This window comes from Flavobacterium plurextorum, assembly GCF_024638035.1.
Taxonomy (GTDB): domain Bacteria; phylum Bacteroidota; class Bacteroidia; order Flavobacteriales; family Flavobacteriaceae; genus Flavobacterium; species Flavobacterium plurextorum.
On sequence record NZ_CP100442.1, the window covers coordinates 5424470 to 5445300 of the forward strand.

Sequence of the window (20831 nt, forward strand, 5' to 3'; positions counted from 1 at the left end):
AACAAATAAAAACCAGTTATGAAAAAATTCATTTTAGCATTATTTTTATGCGTTAGTATGAACAGTTTTGCACAATTGATACAATTTGGACCTCAGGTTTCTTACAATATCACTTCTCCTATTTCAAGTGATTACAGCTCAAAAAGCTCAGGAACTGCAATGGGTGTTGCGGGATTTGCAAGAGTAAATTTGTTACTTTTTTATGGTCAGGGAGAGTTAGGATACACACAATCTAAATTCAGCCTTTCGCAAACTGGAGCCAGCAGCACTGATTATGAACTATCTGGAACAGATGCTACTCTTATTGCGGGCTTTAAAGTGGTTCCATTAGGAAAATTAGGTAATATTCGCATTTTTGCAGGTTACAACTGGAAAAACTATTCGAGCATTAAAACTAACAATAACCTTAATTTAATTGCAATCGAAAAGAACAACAGCAGTATTCTTGGCGGAGTTGGTGTTGATTTATGGAAACTTACTTTAGATTATCGCTATCTGGCAGGAATATCAGATCTTGACCCTTCTGGTGCAAGTTTAAAAACTGGTATTTCAAACTTCTCACTAGGCTTTAAGTTTTTATAATATAAAAAAAGAGAATATATTATAATAGATTCTCTTTTTTACTTTTGTAAAGTATTGACTTATATTATATTCTGGAAAAATATTTCTCTAAGTTACCGTCTGTAATTTTGCTAAAACCTTTTTCATTTTGGCTCCCAATATTTACGACATGCAGTACTTTAGATTTTTCATCAACAGAACAGCTCCAAATTGTACCATCTGACAAAATAATTGCAGAGAATAAACAATCTGATTTATCTTTATTATAATAAACCAGATTCTCTTTTTTAACAAGCTTTTTTACTTTTGATTTTCGATCTTGTTCAAAAAATAAAATTTCATTCTGATTTATTTCTACCAGCTCGTCAACCGTTTTGTTTTTAAAACTATTTTGAGCATCAAGAGTCCAACTTGGTTTATCGCCTGTCATTAACCAAGTTCCGTATGCCTTCTCTAAAATATTACTTCTAAGAATTTCTTTTAAAGTATCAATTCTTTTTAAAGACTCTTGCCCTATTTCATTTTCAGGCTTAAGTTTTGAAGCAATTGAAAATTGATCCAATGCATTTGGGTAATCTAAATTTTTCAAATAAGAAAGGGCAAGTTCGTACTTATTTTTTTGAAATTTACATTTGGCATCGTTCTGCGCTGTGTTTTTCATCGAAATAAACAGAACAATTAAAAGTAGGATTTTTTTTCATTAATTAAAATATGTAGGTTATTTTTTATTTTTTTACAAAAGTAACAATAAAAAGACATACAATAAATGATATTCTCCATTATTAACATATTTACCTCCTAAAAACAATGAATCTCAAGATAATTTTCCAAAATTACTTTGAAAACGAACTTAAAATCTCCATTGCTCTTACGGTATCTTTTCTATCAATAAAAATATGATCATGATAATACGCCGCAACAACATTACAGCTTATTTCGTGTTCTGAAAGAGCATTAGAAAATGCTGCTGTCAATCCAATTGCTTCTAACGAGGAATGAACGGAGAGTGTTATCCATGACATTACCACAGAATATTCTAAATTTAATTTTTCTGCATTTTCTTTTTTCAAAATTAGTGTGAAAGCCTCTTTCTCTTTAAAAAGCATTTCAATTTCATTTAGATTTATATTCTCAACTTTTTCAATTTTACAAAAAACATAATCACCCAAGTTGTGTTCGGGCTTCATGTTTTTAAGCAATTTCTGTAAATCTTTTTCTCCTGACATTTTACTTAGTATTAAAGATTAATTATTTCAATAGTCGATCTATTTTTTCTTTCGTTTCTGGAAAATCTTTATCTAAAACGAGCACTTTTTTATAACTAGATATTGCATTTTCTTTCTCGCCATTTGCAGCATAAAAATCTCCAAGTGAATCATAAACATTCGGGCTTTGCGGATAATTGGCAACATTCAACTTAAATAAATATCCCGCCAATTCCATATCTTTTTTACCAAGCGATTGATACGCATAAGCATTAACTGTACTTTCTGGTACACTTACTGTGTAACCTAAATGCTTTGAAACATCGGTAAAATGTTTCTCTATTTTGGTAAAAACAGCTTTATTGAAATTGATTCGATCTGATATAGAAAGTTCTAATTGATTAAATTTAAAGATAAAACGAATAGCGTCGTAAGTCGCAATTAAGGGCACTGAACCATGATTGTCATCGTTATAATATTTATACCCATAATTAAGATTGCTTTTTTTATTCTTATTCAAAAAATCATTAAAATCTAAAATCGATCTAATGTGTCTCGTAAAAACCGTAGTATCTCTTCTTACCTTTACGATATTCATGTTTTCATCCATTGTGTTGGCTGCTGCCATAAACAGAGAAACATTCGATAAATTCTTTGTTTCTAATTTTTTTGTTGTTGCCGCTAAAAATTTTTGATGATCCCACCACATACTTGGATCAATAGCCGCATACGAGTTGAATAGATTAGTATGATTGGTTAAGATATTTATAGCCGTTAACCCTCCAAATGAATGTCCTATTAAGGTTTTATAAGGTGCTGTCGGATATTTAGTATCGATATACGGAATTAACTCTTTTTCGAGAAATGCTGCGAAGTTTTCGCCGCCGCCAGATTGCTCGCTTAAATTTTTAGGCACAAACGGAAGATCTACATCTGAATGTGTTGGAGTTAAATCACGATTTCTATTTGTATTTGTGATTCCTACAACAATCATTTCAGGGCAATTTGTATTGCCGTTAATCTCACTTAGCTGTTCAATTATTCCAACAGTTGAGGTAAAATGTGCATCGCCGTCAAGCAGATAAACAACAGGATACTTTTGTTTTGCAAATCCTGTTTTTTGAGCACTTCTTGGAAGATGTATCCATATTTTTCTATTCTCATTCAAAACTTTGGAAAAAATACTATCCACTGTTCCAATTTCGATTTTCGTTTTGCTTTGAGCAAATCCAACAGTTGTCAGCATAAAAAGAACAAATACTGCTATTTGTTTTTTCCTTAAAATATTCTGTAAACTTATTTTCATAATTGATTGTGTTTATTTTGAATAATAAAAAATTCTGCATTAATCCTGATGAAGGATTTAATTACTTTGTCTACTCGCTTCACTCGGATCTTAAATATTTTATTTAAACACATAGAAACATAGATTTTACGCCTAGAAAAGAATACAAAAAGAAACACATTTCTTTCACATAGATATGCTTTGTATATTTTAATTAAGTAAAACGCCTTTTTTATAAGTAAGAGCCTATGTTTCTATGTGTTAAAATTAATTACTCCTAACAGATTATTCTAAATTAATAAAAAAAAGCCGTCTTAAAATTAAAAAAGACGACTTGTTTTATTTATTAGTTAGCTGGCCAGCTATTATTTATTGGTGTTGCATCCATAAAAACACCACCATCCAAAGTAACTTTTTTAATTTGCTTTTTAGTATTAATCGTTACTCTTGCTGTTTTTTGATTTCTCTCCCAAACTGCAGGAGTTTGATGAAACGTTTCGGCTGAGTTATCTTGATAAATCACATTCACATCAAACGGAATCGCAAAACCTCCTGGATTTGTTATAGTGACAACATTTTTTGAAACTTCTTTTATAGAAATATCTATATAATTGTTTGTAAAAAACCAGTTATTAAAAAACCAATTCAAGTTTTTTCCTGAACCTGTATTCATCGAATAAAAATAATCCCACGGAATAGGATGCTTTCCGTTCCAAGTATCCATATAATGATGAAGCGATTTTTTAAACAAATCATCTCCAAGCAAATCCTTTAAAGCTAAATAAGAAAGAGATGCTTTTCCGTATGAATTGTTTCCGTATCCTGCACCTGAAACTTGTGTAGACATTGAAATTATTGGCTGATCTTCTTCTGTCGATAAATCGGTAATGTATTTTTTCACTCTAAATCCTTTGTAAAATTTATCCGCCGCATCTTTTCCATGTTCAGCAATTTTAATCAGATATTCAAAAGTTGTAGCCCAGCCTTCATCCATAAAAGCATAACGCGTTTCGTTGATTCCCATAAAAAACGGAAAATAAGTATGTGCTACTTCATGATCTTGAACCAATTGTGCTAATAGAGGATCTCCCATATGAGAATCGTTACACATCATTGGATATTCCATGTCTGCAAAACCTTGAAAAGCTGTCATTTTAGAATATGGATATGGAATTCCAGGCCAATTATTTGAAAACCAATCTAAAGCAAACTGATTATTTTTAACCGAATTTACAAAATCAGTTCCAGTGATATTGTAAGCAGCTTGAACGCTTGCACGTCGATTTGTTTTTTTATCAACCAAAACACTGCTGGCATCCCATAAATAGTGATCGCTTAAACCAAAACAAACATCAGTAATATTGTTTGCTTCAAATTTCCAGACATTCCAATCGTTTTGTTTCGTTACGATTCCGCTTTTCATTTCCTGCTCATTTGCAATATGCAGAATTTCATCTGTCACATATGATTTTTTCAAACGTGCAGCAAACTCAGGCTGTAAAACCTCATCAGGATTTAAGAAATCTCCTGTTGCATAAACCACATAATTTTTAGGCGCTTTTACAGAATAGGTGTAATCATTAAAATCGTTGTAAAATTCCTGACGATCTGTATGAGGTATTCTGTCCCATCCATTATAATCATCAAAAACCGAAACTCTAGGATAACTGTAAGCTGCAAAAAATGTAGTTTCGTCGATTTGTCCTTCTCTTCCGCTTTCTTTTGATAAAGGATAATTCCAATCTATATTAATGGTAACTTTAGATTGCGGCGCGATTGCTTTTTTTAGTTTAACATTTCCAACAGTTCCCCAGTTTCTAGCATCTTCTTTATAAACTTCATTATCCACTTTTAGAGAAGTAATCGTTAATCCGTTGCTTAAAAAATCATCGCTTACATCGCCTCCTCTTGGTGAAGTTGGTTTATGCAGATTATTTACAAATCGAATAACAAGATTATCTAATGATTTATTACTGTTATTCTCGTAAACAATAGTTTCTGTTCCGCTTACTACTTTTGTTTTAGCATCTACGGTAATATCCATTGTATATTTTCCATGATTCTGCCAATAATTTTTTCCCGGCTTTCCGTCCATAGAACGAGTTCCTTTTTCGTAAGCTTCTTTTATATTTCTAGGCATATAAAGTTCTTGTGCAAAGCCTGTTTGCGTCAAAAACAAAAAAGCAATAAATGCAATACGTAATAATCTTTTATTCATAAACTGGTTTTTGATTTGATAATTTAAATTGATTTATATAAGACCCAATTTTCAAAACAATGTTACAAAACTTTATAAAATTACAATTAAAAAAAACACAGTACCAAAGCTTCTTAGTTCTTATAGAGTCAGTTAAAAATAAAAACCGCCCAATTCTAGAAAGAAAAGGACGGTATCTACAATTAATATATAACCTTGATGCTACAAAATATAATCGGTATTTATAAAATTTGATTCTTTGCTGTTTAGCAATTCCTGCAGAATTTCATTGTTATAAGCGATATCTTTTGAAGCGACAAACGTACGAATTGAGAAAGAACGCAAAGCATCTGGAATACTTAAAGTACCCACTGCAGAATCTTTACGACCTGTAAATGGAAAGGCATCTGGTCCTCTTTGACAAGAACTGTTGAGGTTTACTCTGCAAACTAAGTTTACTAAAGCATCAATAAGCGGCGCAAGAGTTTTAATATCTTTTCCGAACAAACTTACCTGCTGTCCGTAATTTGATTCAGCCATATCTTCTAAAGGTTCTTTAATATCTTTAAAAGAAATAATTGGAACTACAGGACCAAACTGTTCTTCATGGTAAACGCGCATTTTACTGTTTACTGGATATAAAACGGCTGGAAAAATGTAATTATCAGTATGTTTTCCGCCTTTTTCATTCAAGATCTCAGCTCCTTTGTGAACTGCATCATCGATTAATCCTTGAATATAATGCGGTTTATCTGTTTCTGGAAGCGGTGTTAAAGACACTCCTTTTTCCCATGGATTTCCAAATTGTAATGCATCAACTTTTTCAGAGAATCTTTTATTAAATTCTTCTCTAATTGATTCATGAACATATAAAACTTTTAATGCCGTACATCTTTGTCCGTTAAAAGATAAAGTTCCGGTAATACATTCTTGAATTGCCAAATCTAAATCGGCATCAGGTAAAATAATCGCAGGGTTTTTAGCTTCTAAACCTAAAATCAAACGCAGTCTGTTTTTATTTGGATGCTGATCCTGCAAAGCAATTGCCGATTTACTGTTTCCAATTAATGCTAAAACATCAATTTTACCAGATTTCATAATCGGAGAAGCTACTTCACGACCACGACCATAAACGATATTGATAACGCCTTTTGGAAAACTGCTTCTGAAAGCTTCTAACAATGGCGAAATACATAAAACACCATGTTTAGCCGGCTTAAAGATCACAGTATTTCCCATAATTAAAGCGGGAATCAATAAGGAGAAGGTTTCATTTAAAGGATAGTTGTAAGGTCCAAGACACAACACAACGCCAAGAGGTCCACGACGAATCATGGCATTCACACCTTGTACTTTTTCAAAATGCGAACTGCGTCCGTTTAATTCTTTATAACTCGCAATAGTATCATAAATATATTCAACTGTTCTATCAAACTCTTTTTGAGAATCACCCAATGATTTTCCAATTTCCCACATCAAGTACTTCACGACTTCCTCGCGGGTTTCTTTCATTTGATTAACGAAATTCTCCATACACTTAATACGGTCAGCAACTTTCATTGTTGGCCATAAACCTTGCCCTTTATCATAAGCAGCATTTGCAGCTTCAACTACTTCTGCTGCTTCAGTTTCTCCCATAAATGGAATAGAGCCCAATAAAGTAGGTGTATATTTTTCTGTAGAAGAAATCGTCGAAAACACGGGCGTAGTTTGTCCTGACCAATGTTTTAATTCTCCATTTACAAGGTAAGTATCTTGATTTATCAGGGATTTAATTTCAAATTCTTCGGGTATTAAACTCATAATTTGGTTGTTTATTATTTGGTTATTAATAGCATTATAATGAAAAAAGAGGCTTTAATTGCCTCTTCTTCTCTTTTATGGTTGTACGGTTTCGCCTTCCCAATCCAGTATACCACCAAGCAGATTATAGGCATTTTCGATACCTAATTCGTTCATAATCTGACAAGCTTTGGCACTTCTCGCTCCAGAACGACAATACACATAGTAATTTTTGTTTTTATCTAATTCTTCAATTTCATAAATAAAACCCTGACCTTTATTGATATCAATGTTTAAAGCATTTTCAATATAGCCATCATTAAATTCGTCCTCAGTTCTTACGTCCAGTATAACTGCATTCTCGTCAGCAGCCAGCTGATTAACCCAATCTTCTTGTGATAAATTCATAATAAATGTGTTTTTGTAAAATTACGACGTTTCTACTCATGAAAAACGTACCAAATGCGATTTCGATTATTATTCTCAGAAAACGTTTTAGAGAAATTATTATAATCAGTGAAAGGCAAATTTACTCACTATTTTTAAAAATATAACCTATAAAATCGATAGAAAATAGGATTTTTTCATTTAAGCAAAATACCTGTTAATTATAATTTTACCACAATTAATGCCAGCAGAATCCATTATCTTTGTAAAAAATTATAATTTTTTATTCGATTTTGACAATAATACCAGCCTAAAACTTTACAATTTCTCATAAATTAATTAGTGTGAATTTGTGAAATTCACGGCAAAAAAAAGATACAATGCAACATTCATTAAAAAATACATTTCCTAATTTCTCCAGTGAACTTATTGCTACTATTGAAGAAAACGGAAGTCTTCAAGATTTTGAAGCTGGAACAATTTTGATGCGAACCGGACAATACATTAAAAACACGGTTTTGATTACTAAAGGAAAAATCAAAATTTATCGCGAAGGCGAAGACGGCGGTGAGTTTTTAATGTATTATCTTCAGCCTGGACAAGCCTGTGCTATTTCGATGATTTGTACAGCGAAAAGCGAAAAAAGTCAGATCATGGCAAAAGTAGTCGAAGATGTTTCTGTCATGATGATTCCGTTGCAAATGATGGATAAATGGATGATGGAACACAGATCTTGGTACGAATTTGTAATCGAAACTTACAGAAGCCGCTTTGAAGAAGTATTGGAAGTTGTTGATAATATCGCTTTTCGTTCTATGGATGAACGTTTAGAATTTTACTTAAAAAGACACTCTGATACCTGTGGTTGTTCAGAAGTCAATCTTTCACATCAAGAAATCGCAACAGAATTAAATACATCTCGAGAAGTTGTTTCGAGATTACTAAAAAAAATGGAACAGCGAGGTTTAGTCAAACTCAACCGAAATCAGATTGAACTTTTGAAATAAGTTTGCCACTAATTTCACGAATTTGATTTACTAAAACAATTGTCAGTTCGAGCGTCTCGAGGCTTCGGGAGAAAACTCGTAAAGCATTTCGACTTCGCTCAATGTGACAAACCAAACTTCAATTCTAAACACATAGAGACATAGTTACTTTGTCTTAATATATAGATTGAAATGAATAATATATTATTTACACATAGCTATGTGTCTATCTGTTTAAATTTATATGCCCAGAAAAATCCTTTTAATCATAATAATCTGTGGTAAAAAATCACTTCTGTGATAAATGTTACTGTAGATCTCTAATTTCCGAGGCAACTTTGCATAAAAACAAATATAATGGAATACTTAGGCTATTTTGCTTCAATCATTATCGGAATTTCTCTGGGCTTAATTGGCGGCGGCGGTTCTATCTTGACTATTCCTATTTTAGTGTATTTGTTTAAAGTAAATCCAGAACAAGCAACTTCGTACTCTTTATTTATTGTTGGCTTAACCGCTTTATTTGGCAGTTACAGCCATTATAAGATGGGAAATCTAAAACTCAAATCGGCATTGTATTTTGCAATACCTTCTGTAATTTCAATACTGATTATTCGTGAAGTTATTTTTCCTAAAATTGCTTCTACCCTATTTTCTATTGCCTCTTATTCTGTTTCAAAAGATTTTCTGATTATGATTGTCTTTTCGGTTTTGATGATAACAGCGGCGATTTCGATGATTCGAAAACCACAGCTTGAAATAAAAACTGCCGAAACCAATTATCTCCAATTAAGTTTAATTGGCTTCTTGGTCGGAATCGTCACAGGATTTCTTGGAGCCGGCGGTGGATTTTTAATCATTCCTGCTCTTTTATTCTTTGCCAATTTACCAATGAAACAAGCCGTAGGAACCTCATTATTGATTATTACCATTAATTCCTCAATAGGTTTTGGAGGTGATTTATATATAGGAACTCCTATCGATTATACTTTTTTACTAGGTGTTTCGGGAATGGCACTTTTAGGAATGTTTATAGGAAGTCAGTTTTCTAAAAAAATAGATGGAACAAAATTAAAACCGCTTTTTGGCTGGTTTGTTCTCATAATGGGATTTTACATTATTACAAAAGAAGTTTTATTTTAATATGGATTTCTTTCCCGCAGATACAACAGATTTGTAAAGATCTTTAAATATTTCCAATTTAGTTTACTTGTAGAGATCTTTGTCAAAGTCTTGAATTTTGACAAAGATCAAATTAAAAAATCCGTTTATTTTTCAAAATAAACGGATTTTTTTTTAGGGTACTATATTCTTGATCGTATTTATCTTTAATTTAATACGGCTGTCAAAATTAACAGATTAAATCCTGCTGTTTATTTATCTGTTCGCCACCAATGGTAATAATTATGTAATCCGTCATATTCAAATCCACAACGCGGATACAACTGATTGCCTATATCGTTTGTTTTTTCTGTTTCCAACATCAAACCACAGGCGTTTGTTTCCTCACACCATTGTTTGCTTCGATCAATTAATGCGACAGACAAACCTTTACCACGAAAATCAGGATGTACAAAAAGATCACTAAGCAGCCATTGCTTTTGCAATTTTGTATAATGAAATAGTTTATAAAGCTGTACAAAGCCAACAGCTTTTCCGTTTGTGATCGCTAAAAAAATGTCTGATTCATTATTTAACAATCGTTCTTTTAAAAATGCTTTTCCTTTTTCTACATCAGATTCCTGACGGTAAAAAACACGATAAAGATTAAAAAGTTCTGCTGCTTCATTGAGATCTTCAAGACTTGCTTTTTTGATTTTGTAATCCATTATTATAAAATGTTTTAATTAAAAAAGCGAAAATATCTTAAAGATCAAACAACTTTATAGTCCAGTTTATTTAAAACATGGTCATCCAGCATTTCTGCAAAAGTATTCCTCTATAAAACTAAAAAATCCGTTTATCTCTAAGGATAAACAGATTTGTATTTTTTAGTTAAAACTTAAAGTTCTCACTTTTCTTTTTTCAATAATTTTTCTAAATATTCGACTTTTTCTTTTTCAGCCTGAACTAATTCTTTTTCAGCCAAAACCAAACGCTCGTAAAGTTCAACCATCTTATCCAAAGGATTGAATGTACAAGAGTTATTCGTTATAAAACTACCTGAAACAGTTTCATTAAAAGTGTTAAAATAATTAATCACATTTTCTTCAGAAAAATTTTCAATTGCTTCTATTGTAACGCCAAGCACTTTTGCTATATCTAAAAGTCTTTCACGATCTACAGTTTCACTCGATTCAATATTCGAAATAGTCTGCTGGGTAATCCCCATTTCAAATGCTAATGCATCCTGCTTCATTCCTTTAAGCTCTCTAATTCGGCTTATGTTTCTCCCTATATGTTTTGATCTTTCTGCTACACTCATAATTCAAAGATATTTAAAATTCTTTAAAATTTTCTGTTGTGGTAAAATACAAATCCATCTTTGTAAAATACAATTTCAGAAAATTCAAAAACAAAAGTACAATTTTTCCGATAGTTAAGAATAAAAAACCTCCAGTTAAAACTGGAGGCTTTTCCTATAATTAATTTCGTAAAAATTAGCGCAATTGCTTCGCCAGTTCGCTGTCGCTCGGGTCGCGGCTATAAAAACATCTTAATGCTCGCCATACCCAATATCATCCATTTTTCCGCTAAAAACTTTATACTGAATAATAAAGTAAATAACAACTAAAAACAGTGCTATAAAAAACCAGCTCAATCCAACATTTAATCCATATTCGTGAGCTGCAGTATTGTAAATTGTCAGCGAAGGATTTACATTATTTGTTGAAGGTAAAACATTTGGGAAAATTGAAACCGCTGTTGAAGCAAATCCGCCTAATAAAAACAAGGTTGAAAACAGAAATCCGTGACCGTCTTTTTTAAACGAGCGCACTTTAAACAATCCTAAAATTCCAACAAAAGTCAAAAGCGGAAAAAACCAAAGAATAGGATTTTCTATAAAATTATGAAACGGTTTAGGTTCTATAAAATGCCAAATTTGCAAAGAAATACAAACTAAAACCAAGAGTACAATATTCAGTTTAAAAACCACATTTTTAAGCTGCGGATTCAAAGCGGAATTTGTTTTGTAAATAATCCAGTTCGCACCATGAATTGTTAGCGCCACAACGCTCACAATACCTAGAAAAAGTGTAAACCAATCTATAATTCCCAATTCACTTGCCTGCGGACTAAAAGTTGGATTCCATAAAGGCAGAAAGAAAAAATGCGCTTCTTGTGTAGAAACACCGTTTTGCACCATTCCGAGATTTACGCCGCGAACAATATTTCCTAAAGCAATCCCGAAAAAAAGCGCCAAAAGTAAACTTGCAACCCCAAAAGCTTTATCCCAAATTGTTTCCCACATTGGATGATGAATCTGCCCGCGCATTTCAAGTCCGATTGCGCGAAAAATCAAAAGCCACAAAATCATAATCAAAGGCAGATAAAACCCGCTGAAAGAAGAAGCATATAAAGTTGGAAAAGCAAAAAACAAAACACCTCCCGCCGCAATCAGCCAAACTTCATTAGCATCCCAAAACGGACCAATAGCACTTGTAATTGCTTTTTTATCCTTTTCTGTTTTAGCAAAAAATAAATGAATAATTCCTGCTCCAAAATCATAACCGTCTAAAACCAGATAAACAGCCAGAATTCCCATTAAAACTACGTACCAAAAAAATTCCATACTTATATATTTTCAGTTATGCCATCTTGATGAGGGCCTTTATTGATAATTTTTCCAATCAAAAGCAAAAACAACATGCCTAGTAAAAGGTATAAACCAATAAAACCAAGCAATGTAAACAAGGTATTTCCAGATGAAACTGTTGGCGAAGCACCAGCTGCAGTGCGCATTAAATTGTAAACAAGCCAAGGTTGTCTTCCTAATTCGGCCGTATACCAGCCCGTTGTATTAGCAATGTACGGAAATGGCATCATGAACATTAACGACCATAAAATCCATTTGGTTTCAAACAATTTCCCTCTGATTAATTGAAAAAGTGAAATCATCATTAAACCGATAAACACTGTTCCAAGTCCCACCATAATATGATAAGCATAATATAAACCCGAAATATTAGTTGGATGCAGATCTTCTTCAAATTGATCTAAACCCTTTATTTCCTGCTCCCAGTTTCCATAAGTCAGGAAACTTAGAATATTAGGAACAGCGATTTTATTATCCAATTTTTTATCTTTTACGTCAGGCTGACCTATTAAAACAATTTCGGAACCTTTCTTTTCTGTGTGAAAAATTCCTTCCATTGCTGCAAAGGTTACCGGTTGGTATTTTACGACATTTTTCGCCAGTAAATCTCCCGTTGGCATTGCAACGATTATACTCGAAATCAATCCGAAAATCACTCCCGTTTTCAAGAACAATTTCCCAAAAGAAACATTCTTTTTACTTAAAATATAGAAAGCTCCAATTCCTGCAACAACAAAAGAACTTGTTACCATAGAAGCTGCCTGATTATGAAGATAGGAAGGCCAAAGCCACGGATTTAAAAACAAAGCTTGAAAATTATTAAGTACAAATTTTCCATTTTCGAGAATTTCATAACCTACAGGATTCTGCATCCACGAATGTGTTGCGATAATTAAAAATCCGCTCGCCCATGAACCAATGCAAATTAATAATCCTGTTACAAAATGCCATTTATGTCCCAGGAGTTTTTCTCCAAATAAAAATATACCTAGAAAAGAAGATTCTAGAAAGAATGAAAACATTCCTTCCATGGCAAGCGTCTGACCAATAATTCCTCCAGTTAATTCGGAGAATTTTGCCCAGTTGGTTCCAAACTGAAACTCCATAGGAATTCCCGTTACAACACCCATTGCAAAATTGAGGGCGAAGATTTTCATCCAAAAATGGGTGGCGTGATTGTATTGTTCGTTTTTAGTTTTTAAATATTTCCATTTGAAGTACACAATGATCAAGGAAAGACCCATTGTAAGCTGTGGAAAAAGATAATGAAAAGTAATGGTGAAGGCAAATTGCATTCGGTCATAAAAGAGCATTTCTTCCATAAGTAGTAATTTGTTTATGAAGTTCCACAAATTTAACCATTACAACCCGAACAAAGCCCCTTAAAAAAAAGTTTATCTCCCGATATTCGTTAAACTTTTCAACAATTTTAAAAGTATGAATTACACTTATGCTTTATGATGAGTGTGTCTCTATTTGTCATTTCGACAAAGGAGAAATCACACTAGAATTTCTACAACGAATAGAAATATACGTTGCGGAATCTCGCGTGTGATTTCTCCCTTCGGTCGAAATGACAATATTGCGTATAATTTTATGTGCTTAAACATAGCTCGTGGTTTCAACCACAGAACGCAACGTAAGAAATACATAATCATGATCTGTTTCCCACGGTTGAAACCGCAGGCTATATTTTATTCTTTCTTCAAAATTCCTTTTTCAACACTTTCATTAATTAAACCTTCTGCATAGTTCCATAGAGAAGTTGAACCATTTTTAATTACACTTTTTTTCTCGTAAACCTTATCATAATTCACGTCAAACTCTTTCCATGTTCCGCCGTTATTTGATGTGTTCTGAAGCAAAGGTTCCAATCTGTCCATTGATCTTGCAAACTTGGCTTCATTGGTTTCTCCGGCTTCAAACTCTTCCCAAATAGAAATTAATTCTTCTGCTTGGCTTTTTGGAAGTAAACCAAAAATGCGATTCGCAGCCAATCGTTCCTCATCAGTATTATCATGACTTTTTACCGTATCATAAATAAAAACATCACCAGCATCTATTTCTACAATATCATGTATCAAAACCATTTTTACCACTTTCAAAACGTCAATTGGTTCATTTGAATGTTCTGCCAAAACAATTGCCATTAAGGCTAAATGCCAGCTGTGTTCTGCATCATTTTCGCATCGGTCGCTGTTGAATAGTTTTGTTTTGCGCTGAATGTATTTTACTTTATCAATTTCTTTTATAAAAGCAATTTGATCTAATAAGCCTGCTGTGTTCATATCAATAATTTTCGTCAGTTGTAAAATTACATAGATTTTTTTCCACCATATAAGTTATATCAGTTCATTTTAGCAAAACGCAGATTACGCATGCCTTAAATTTACTTATATCACTTATATGATAAAAATTCCTTTTTTAGACAAAATCAAATTTCTGTAACATTAGTCACCCATTTTAAGAAAAAACTAGGTTACCTTTGTCTTCCCTATATTTTTAGAATTTATATCATGAAAATAGAACAAATTTACACCGGATGCCTTGCTCAAGGTGCTTATTATATTACATCAAACGGCGAAGCTGCGATTATTGATCCGTTGCGAGAAATCCAGCCTTATTTGGATCGTCTTGAACGCGATCAGGTAAAATTGAAATACATTTTTGAAACGCATTTTCACGCTGATTTTGTTTCTGGACATATTGATTTAAGCAAAGAAACGAAAGCTCCTATTGTTTACGGACCAAACGCTGCCTGCGAATTTGACTGCATTTCTGCAAAAGACGGTCAGGAATTTAAAGTTGGAAAAGTAACCATAAAAGTACTGCATACTCCGGGACACACTATGGAAAGTGCTACTTTTTTACTGATTGATGAAAACGGAAAAGATCACGCTATTTTTTCTGGCGACACTTTGTTTATAGGTGATGTTGGTCGTCCTGATTTAGCTCAAAAAGCAGCAGGAATGACTCAAGATCAGCTAGCGGGAATTTTATATCATTCGTTGAGAGATAAAATCATGACTCTGGCTGACGATGTAATTGTTTATCCAGCGCATGGTGCGGGAAGTGCCTGTGGAAAAAACATGAGCAAAGAAACAGTTTCGACTATTGGAAATCAAAAAGCAACCAATTATGCTTTGCGCGCCAATATGACCGAAGAAGAATTTATTAAAGAAGTTACCGATGGTTTATTGCCTCCTCCTGCTTATTTCAGCATGAATGTAGCGATGAACAAAGGCGGTTACGAAAGCTTTGAAACGGTTTTGCATAACGGAATGAAAACAATTAAGGTCGAAGAATTTGAGGCTGTTGCCGAAGAAACCGGAGCTTTGATTTTAGATACTCGCAAAAGTGGTGATTTTGCAAAAGGATTTATTCCGCAGTCTATTAATATTGGAATCAATGGTGATTTTGCACCGTGGGTTGGAACTTTAATTGGTGATGTAAAACAACCAATTATATTGATAACCGAAGTAGGTCTTGAAGAAGAAACAGTTACACGCTTGAGCCGCGTAGGTTTCGATTCGATTATCGGACATCTAGAAGGTGGTTTTGAAGCTTGGCAGAAAGCTGGTTTTGAAATTGATACCGTAAACCGAATCTCAGCAGAACAATTTTCAAAAGAATTTAACATCAAAGAAGATAAAGTTATTGATGTTCGAAAAGAAACGGAATATCAAGCTGAACATATTGAAGATGCTTACAGCAAACCTCTCGCTTATATTAATGACTGGGTAAAAGACATTAATCCAAATGAGCATTTTTACCTGCATTGTGCTGGCGGTTACCGCAGTATGATTGCGGCTTCTATATTACAAGCACGTGGATTTAGAAATTTTTCTGAAATTGACGGCGGTTTTGGAGCAATCTCAAAAACAGAAGTTCCAAAATCAGATTTTGTTTGTCAGAGCAAGGTTTTGAAAGCATAAACATTGAACATATAGTTTAACCATATAAGTTATATAAGCACATTTTCGTTTGGGGCGTTTTTATGTACGCTTCTTATATTTGCTTAATTTTTCTAAGTCATATAAGAAACTCCAACTTATAATTTCTTATATAACTTATAAGGTAAAAAACACTTAATATTTTAATTATATATGAGTTTACTAGAAATTTTAAAAGAACCTTGGCCTTGGTACGTTTCAGGCCCGTTGATTGGTTTAACAGTTCCTATTTTATTGATTATCGGAAATAAATCTTTCGGGATTAGTTCTTCGCTTCGTCATATTTGTGCGGCTTGTATTCCTGCAAATATTTCATTCTTTAAATACGATTGGAAAAAAGAAAGTTGGAATTTATTCTTCGTTTTCGGAATTTTTCTTGGCGGAGTTATCGCTGCTTATTTCCTTTCAAATCCAAATCCTGTTCAAATTACTCCTGAACTTTCAGAGCAGTTAGCGACTTACGGAATTACTGATCATTCTGGTTTAGTTCCAGCACAATTATTCTCTTGGGAAAGTTTATTAACGCTTCGCGGATTTATAATGATTGTTGTAGGCGGATTTTTAGTTGGCTTTGGAACACGTTACGCCGGCGGATGTACAAGCGGACACGCGATTATGGGAATTTCAAATTTACAATGGCCTTCATTAGTAGCAACAATCTGTTTTATGATTGGCGGTTTTGTAATGTCACTTTTGATTTTACCTTATATTCTTTCACTTTAAAATTTCAAAAATGAGTAATTTAGAAAATAAAAATACAGACACGGAAGGAATCAACGGAAGTCAAATAAAAGATTCAGGATTCGCAAATCTTAAATATCTTATTGTTGGAATTCTTTTTGGAATTGTATTCGTAAAAGCAGAAATTATCAGCTGGTTTCGTATTCAGGAAATGTTTCATTTGCAATCTTTCTTTATGTATGGCGTAATCGGAAGTGCAGTTGTTGTTGGTGTAATATCTGTTTTTATCATTAAAAAATTCAATATTAAAACCCTTCAAGGAGAGAAAATCGAAATTCAGCCAAAGACTTTCAGTAAAGGACAAATCTACGGCGGTTTATTATTTGGTTTTGGATGGGCAATTACTGGAGCTTGTCCTGGGCCGCTTTTCGCTCAAATTGGTACTGGCGTAACTGTAATTTCAGTAACCTTATTAAGTGCCATTGCAGGAACTTGGTTTTATGGTTTGATTAAAGACAAACTTCCTCATTAAATAAAATTCTTTTCACATATTATAACCCGACAGATTTCTAAAACCTGTCGGGTTTATTTTTTTCAGAACTTTGGTTCACAGCTTCTTTATAGACAAATTTTCTTATTAAGAGTATTTCTTCGTTTTTGTTTCATTAAGTTTTATTAAGTTTACTATACCAGATTTTATCTTACAAAAAACACCAATAAATCGATACTATATGAAACGTTCAGAACAATTGTCGAAACTAAAAAATACCGAACAGTGGGATGTAATTATAATTGGTGGTGGAGCAAGCGGTCTTGGAACTGCTCTTGATGCGGCAAGCAGAGGTTATAAAACAATCTTACTTGAGGCGGTCGATTTTGCCAAAGGAACTTCAAGCAGAAGCACTAAATTAGTTCACGGTGGAGTTCGCTATTTAGAGCAGGGAAATATACATTTGGTTATAGAAGCTCTAAAAGAAAGAGGATTACTCGCTAAAAATGCTGGTCACTTAGTTAAAAATCAATCTTTTGTAATTCCCAATTACAATTGGTGGGGCGGACTGTTTTATACTACTGGATTAACTATTTATGATTTACTCGCTGGGCGTTTAAGCTTAGGCCGATCAAAATATATTTCGAAGAAAAAAACAATCGAAATGCTGCCAACCGTAGAAGAAAAAGGTTTAGTAAATGGTGTTATTTATCATGACGGACAATTTGATGATTCTCGTTTGGCTATAAACCTTGCTCAAACTGCAGTAGAAAAAGGAGCTTGTCTTTTAAATTATTCTAAAGTTGTAAACTTATTAAAAGATGATAAAAACCAAATTATCGGTGTTGAAGCAATAGATCACGAAACTGGTGATCATTATAAAATAAAAGGCGCAGCAATTATTAATGCAACCGGTGTTTTTACAAATGCCATTATGAAACTGAACGATACAGTTTACAAAAAGTATATTGTTCCAAGCCAAGGAATTCATCTTGTATTTGACAAATCATTTTTACCAAGCGATCACGCTTTGATGATTCCTAAAACAAGTGACGGACGAGTTTTATTTGCGGTACCCTGGCACAACAGAATTGTAGTTGGAACAACTGATACCTTAATTAGAAAACACAGTCTGGAACCTATTGCGCTTGAAAGCGAAATTGAATTTGTGTTGGAAAATGCACAGCGTTTTCTAGCAAAAAAACCAACAAGAGCCGACGTTTTATCCGTTTTTGCAGGTTTACGTCCTTTAGCGGCTCCTGAAGAAGAAGGAAAAAGCACCAAAGAAGTTTCGAGAAGTCATAAAATTATTGTTTCTGAAACGGGTTTAATAACAATTACCGGCGGCAAATGGACAACATACAGAAAAATCGCTGAAGACATTATAAATAAGGCAATCAAAAAAGGCAAATTACCTAACAAGCCTTGCGTTACAGAACATCTTTCTATTCATGGAAATAAACCCACTACGACTTTAGAAAGAATGAATCATTTGTACATCTATGGTTCTGATGTTCCTGAAATACTAGAATTACAAAAAAATGAACTGGAATTAAAAGAAAAACTTCATCCAGATCATGAATTTACAATGGCAGAAGTCGTTTGGGCAATTCGCTATGAAATGGCAAGAACCGTTGATGATATTTTGGCAAGACGTGTACGCTTATTGTTCTTAGATGCCAGAGCTGCTATTGAGTCTTCAGAAAAAGTGGCAAGAGTACTGGCAAAAGAACTCGGACATGATGAAGCTTGGATACACAAAGAAATTTTAAACTTTAAAGGAATTTCGAAAGGTTTTCTTTTAAAAGAATTTCAATAGACTTTTACTAACTTAAACCCGTTGGATGGAATTACTTTTAACACATAGAAACATAGCTTTTGCAGTCAAAAATTAGGCGTTTCACTTTTTTTAAATATACATAGCCGTGCTATGCAAAAGAAACGTGTTTCTTTTTGTCTCCTTTTTTTAAACATAAAATCTATGTTTCTGTGTGTTAGATTTTTTTTCAATTATAGCCAACTGGTTAACTTAAAAACATATAAACCATGCAGGAAAAATTAATTTTAGCACTGGATCAAGGAACTACTTCCTCAAGAGCTATAGTCTTTAATCATGGCGGAGAAATTGTAAGTATTTCGCAAAAAACTTTTAAGCAAATTTTTCCAAAACCAGGATGGGTAGAACATAACCCAAACGAAATTTGGTCTTCTCAAATTAGTGTAGCCGCAGAAGTAATTGCTAAAGTAGGAATCTCTGGTAGAGAAATAGCTGCAATTGGCATCACCAATCAACGAGAAACTACAATTGTTTGGGATCGTGAAACAAGTGAACCTGTTTACAATGCAATTGTTTGGCAAGATCGCAGAACTGCAAAATATTGTGACAAACTAAAAGCACAAGGACATGCCGAAATGATTCAGACAAAAACTGGATTACTTCTGGATGCCTATTTTTCTGGAACTAAAGTAAAATGGATTTTAGACAACGTTCCCGGAGCACGAAAAAAAGCGGAAGAAGGAAAACTTTGTTTTGGAACTGTAGACACTTGGCTTATATGGAAATTAACCCGAAGTAAATTATTTATGACGGATGTTTCTAATGCCAGTAGAACTTTACTATTCAATATACATACTTTAGAATGGGACGATGAGTTGTTAGAACTTTTTGATATTCCAAGAGCCATGCTGCCTGAAGTAAAAGAAAGCAGTACCATTTATGGAGAGACTTCTACTACCCTATTTTCAACAAAAATTCCTATTGCCGGCGTTGCAGGAGATCAGCAAGCAGCACTTTTTGGTCAGTTGTGTACAACTTCAGGAATGATAAAGAATACTTATGGAACAGGCTGTTTTGTGTTAATGAATACAGGGACAAAGCCTATTCGTTCCACAAACCATTTATTGACTACTGTAGCCTGGAAAATTAACGGCAAGACAACCTATGCTTTAGAAGGAAGTGTTTTTGTTGGAGGTGCAGCTGTGCAATGGTTAAGAGATGGTGCAAAAATGATTAATACATCAGAAGAAATAGAAACGCTGGCAGCCAGTGTTCCTGATAACGGAGGTGTTTATTTTGTCCCAGCACTAACTGGTTTAGGAGCTCCGCATTGGGATCAATATGCTAGAGGTGCAATTTTTGGAATAACAAGAGGAACCACCAGTGCACATATTGCCCGAGCTACTTTAGAAGGAATTGCTTATCAGGTTAATGATTTGCTAAAAGCTATGGAAGCAGATTATGGAGGAAAAGGAAAAGAATTAAGAGTCGATGGCGGTGCAGCAACCAATAATTTACTAATGCAATTTCAATCAGACATTTATGGAAAAACCGTTACAAGACCCAAAACACTCGAAACTACAGCTTTGGGTGCCGCATATTTAGCTGGACTTGCTGTAGGATACTGGTCAAGCTTAGAGGATCTAAAAGAACAATGGTCAATCGATCGCGTATTTTCTCCACAAATGCCAAAACCAGAAGTAAATAAATTGGTAAAAAACTGGAATAAGGCCATTGGACGTGCATCAGACTGGATTGAAGAATAAAATT

Annotated in this window: 19 protein-coding genes; 8 read left to right on the forward strand and 11 right to left on the reverse strand. The window is 33.6% G+C overall.

The window, feature by feature from the left end:
* The first annotated feature begins 18 nt into the window (after positions 1 to 18).
* Positions 19 to 582 (forward strand): outer membrane beta-barrel protein, encoded by a 564-nt coding sequence (locus NLG42_RS23475; protein ID WP_089058600.1) that lies wholly within the window; start codon positions 19 to 21, stop codon positions 580 to 582.
* A 64-nt stretch (positions 583 to 646) separates the two neighbouring features.
* Here NLG42_RS23475 and NLG42_RS23480 read toward each other — a convergent pair whose 3' ends face one another.
* The 6 genes from NLG42_RS23480 to NLG42_RS23505 all read right to left on the reverse strand — a co-directional run bounded on the left by NLG42_RS23480 (position 647) and on the right by NLG42_RS23505 (position 7438).
* Complete coding sequence (locus tag NLG42_RS23480) at positions 647 to 1222, reverse strand: hypothetical protein (RefSeq protein ID WP_257682590.1); 576 nt, start codon at positions 1220 to 1222, stop codon at positions 647 to 649.
* Positions 1223 to 1394: 172 nt separating this feature from the next.
* Complete coding sequence (locus NLG42_RS23485) at positions 1395 to 1787, reverse strand: ACT domain-containing protein (RefSeq protein ID WP_099719451.1); 393 nt, start codon at positions 1785 to 1787, stop codon at positions 1395 to 1397.
* 22 nt (positions 1788 to 1809) lie between these two features.
* Positions 1810 to 3072: an alpha/beta hydrolase-fold protein gene (locus tag NLG42_RS23490; protein ID WP_257682591.1), complete on the reverse strand. Its 1263-nt coding sequence runs from the start codon at positions 3070 to 3072 to the stop codon at positions 1810 to 1812.
* Positions 3073 to 3397: 325 nt separating this feature from the next.
* Complete coding sequence (locus NLG42_RS23495; protein WP_257682592.1) at positions 3398 to 5269, reverse strand: M1 family metallopeptidase; 1872 nt, start codon at positions 5267 to 5269, stop codon at positions 3398 to 3400.
* Between the two features lie 201 nt (positions 5270 to 5470).
* The gene (locus NLG42_RS23500; RefSeq protein WP_089058595.1) at positions 5471 to 7051 is read right to left on the reverse strand and encodes an NADP-dependent glyceraldehyde-3-phosphate dehydrogenase; all 1581 of its coding nucleotides are present in this window, start codon (positions 7049 to 7051) and stop codon (positions 5471 to 5473) included.
* A 75-nt stretch (positions 7052 to 7126) separates the two neighbouring features.
* Positions 7127 to 7438 carry a rhodanese-like domain-containing protein gene (locus NLG42_RS23505; protein ID WP_071634709.1) on the reverse strand — a complete coding sequence of 104 codons (312 nt, stop codon included), beginning with the start codon at positions 7436 to 7438 and terminating at the stop codon, positions 7127 to 7129.
* 359 nt (positions 7439 to 7797) lie between these two features.
* Between NLG42_RS23505 and NLG42_RS23510 the strand changes: the two genes are divergently transcribed.
* Both NLG42_RS23510 and NLG42_RS23515 read left to right on the forward strand, forming a co-directional pair.
* Positions 7798 to 8424, forward strand: a complete 627-nt coding sequence (locus NLG42_RS23510) for a Crp/Fnr family transcriptional regulator (protein WP_089056161.1) — start codon at positions 7798 to 7800, stop codon at positions 8422 to 8424.
* Between the two features lie 336 nt (positions 8425 to 8760).
* Positions 8761 to 9546: a sulfite exporter TauE/SafE family protein gene (locus NLG42_RS23515; RefSeq protein WP_257682593.1), complete on the forward strand. Its 786-nt coding sequence runs from the start codon at positions 8761 to 8763 to the stop codon at positions 9544 to 9546.
* A 230-nt stretch (positions 9547 to 9776) separates the two neighbouring features.
* Here NLG42_RS23515 and NLG42_RS23520 read toward each other — a convergent pair whose 3' ends face one another.
* The 5 genes from NLG42_RS23520 to NLG42_RS23540 all read right to left on the reverse strand — a co-directional run bounded on the left by NLG42_RS23520 (position 9777) and on the right by NLG42_RS23540 (position 14448).
* On the reverse strand, positions 9777 to 10232 hold the full coding sequence (locus NLG42_RS23520) for a GNAT family N-acetyltransferase (RefSeq protein WP_089056163.1): 456 nt from the start codon (positions 10230 to 10232) through the stop codon (positions 9777 to 9779).
* A 182-nt stretch (positions 10233 to 10414) separates the two neighbouring features.
* Positions 10415 to 10828: a helix-turn-helix domain-containing protein gene (locus NLG42_RS23525; protein WP_089056164.1), complete on the reverse strand. Its 414-nt coding sequence runs from the start codon at positions 10826 to 10828 to the stop codon at positions 10415 to 10417.
* A 231-nt stretch (positions 10829 to 11059) separates the two neighbouring features.
* On the reverse strand, positions 11060 to 12136 hold the full coding sequence (gene cydB, locus NLG42_RS23530; RefSeq protein ID WP_089056165.1) for a cytochrome d ubiquinol oxidase subunit II: 1077 nt from the start codon (positions 12134 to 12136) through the stop codon (positions 11060 to 11062).
* A gap of 2 nt (positions 12137 to 12138) precedes the next feature.
* The gene (locus tag NLG42_RS23535) at positions 12139 to 13482 is read right to left on the reverse strand and encodes a cytochrome ubiquinol oxidase subunit I (protein WP_089056166.1); all 1344 of its coding nucleotides are present in this window, start codon (positions 13480 to 13482) and stop codon (positions 12139 to 12141) included.
* A 372-nt stretch (positions 13483 to 13854) separates the two neighbouring features.
* Positions 13855 to 14448 carry an HD domain-containing protein gene (locus NLG42_RS23540; protein ID WP_089056167.1) on the reverse strand — a complete coding sequence of 198 codons (594 nt, stop codon included), beginning with the start codon at positions 14446 to 14448 and terminating at the stop codon, positions 13855 to 13857.
* A gap of 228 nt (positions 14449 to 14676) precedes the next feature.
* On the opposite strand from NLG42_RS23540, the gene NLG42_RS23545 reads away from it, so the two are divergent.
* The 5 genes from NLG42_RS23545 (at position 14677) to glpK (ending at position 20827) form a co-directional block, all read left to right on the forward strand.
* Positions 14677 to 16095 carry an MBL fold metallo-hydrolase gene (locus tag NLG42_RS23545; protein ID WP_257682594.1) on the forward strand — a complete coding sequence of 473 codons (1419 nt, stop codon included), beginning with the start codon at positions 14677 to 14679 and terminating at the stop codon, positions 16093 to 16095.
* Positions 16096 to 16266: 171 nt separating this feature from the next.
* A complete protein-coding gene (locus NLG42_RS23550; protein WP_089056169.1) occupies positions 16267 to 16836 on the forward strand; it encodes a YeeE/YedE family protein in 570 nt (189 codons plus the stop codon).
* A gap of 10 nt (positions 16837 to 16846) precedes the next feature.
* On the forward strand, positions 16847 to 17326 hold the full coding sequence (locus NLG42_RS23555) for a YeeE/YedE family protein (protein ID WP_257682595.1): 480 nt from the start codon (positions 16847 to 16849) through the stop codon (positions 17324 to 17326).
* A 199-nt stretch (positions 17327 to 17525) separates the two neighbouring features.
* Positions 17526 to 19103, forward strand: coding sequence for a glycerol-3-phosphate dehydrogenase/oxidase (locus NLG42_RS23560; protein WP_257682596.1), 1578 nt, complete (start codon positions 17526 to 17528; stop codon positions 19101 to 19103).
* Positions 19104 to 19330: 227 nt separating this feature from the next.
* Positions 19331 to 20827 carry a glycerol kinase GlpK gene (gene glpK / locus NLG42_RS23565; RefSeq protein WP_257682597.1) on the forward strand — a complete coding sequence of 499 codons (1497 nt, stop codon included), beginning with the start codon at positions 19331 to 19333 and terminating at the stop codon, positions 20825 to 20827.
* The last annotated feature ends 4 nt before the right edge of the window (positions 20828 to 20831 follow it).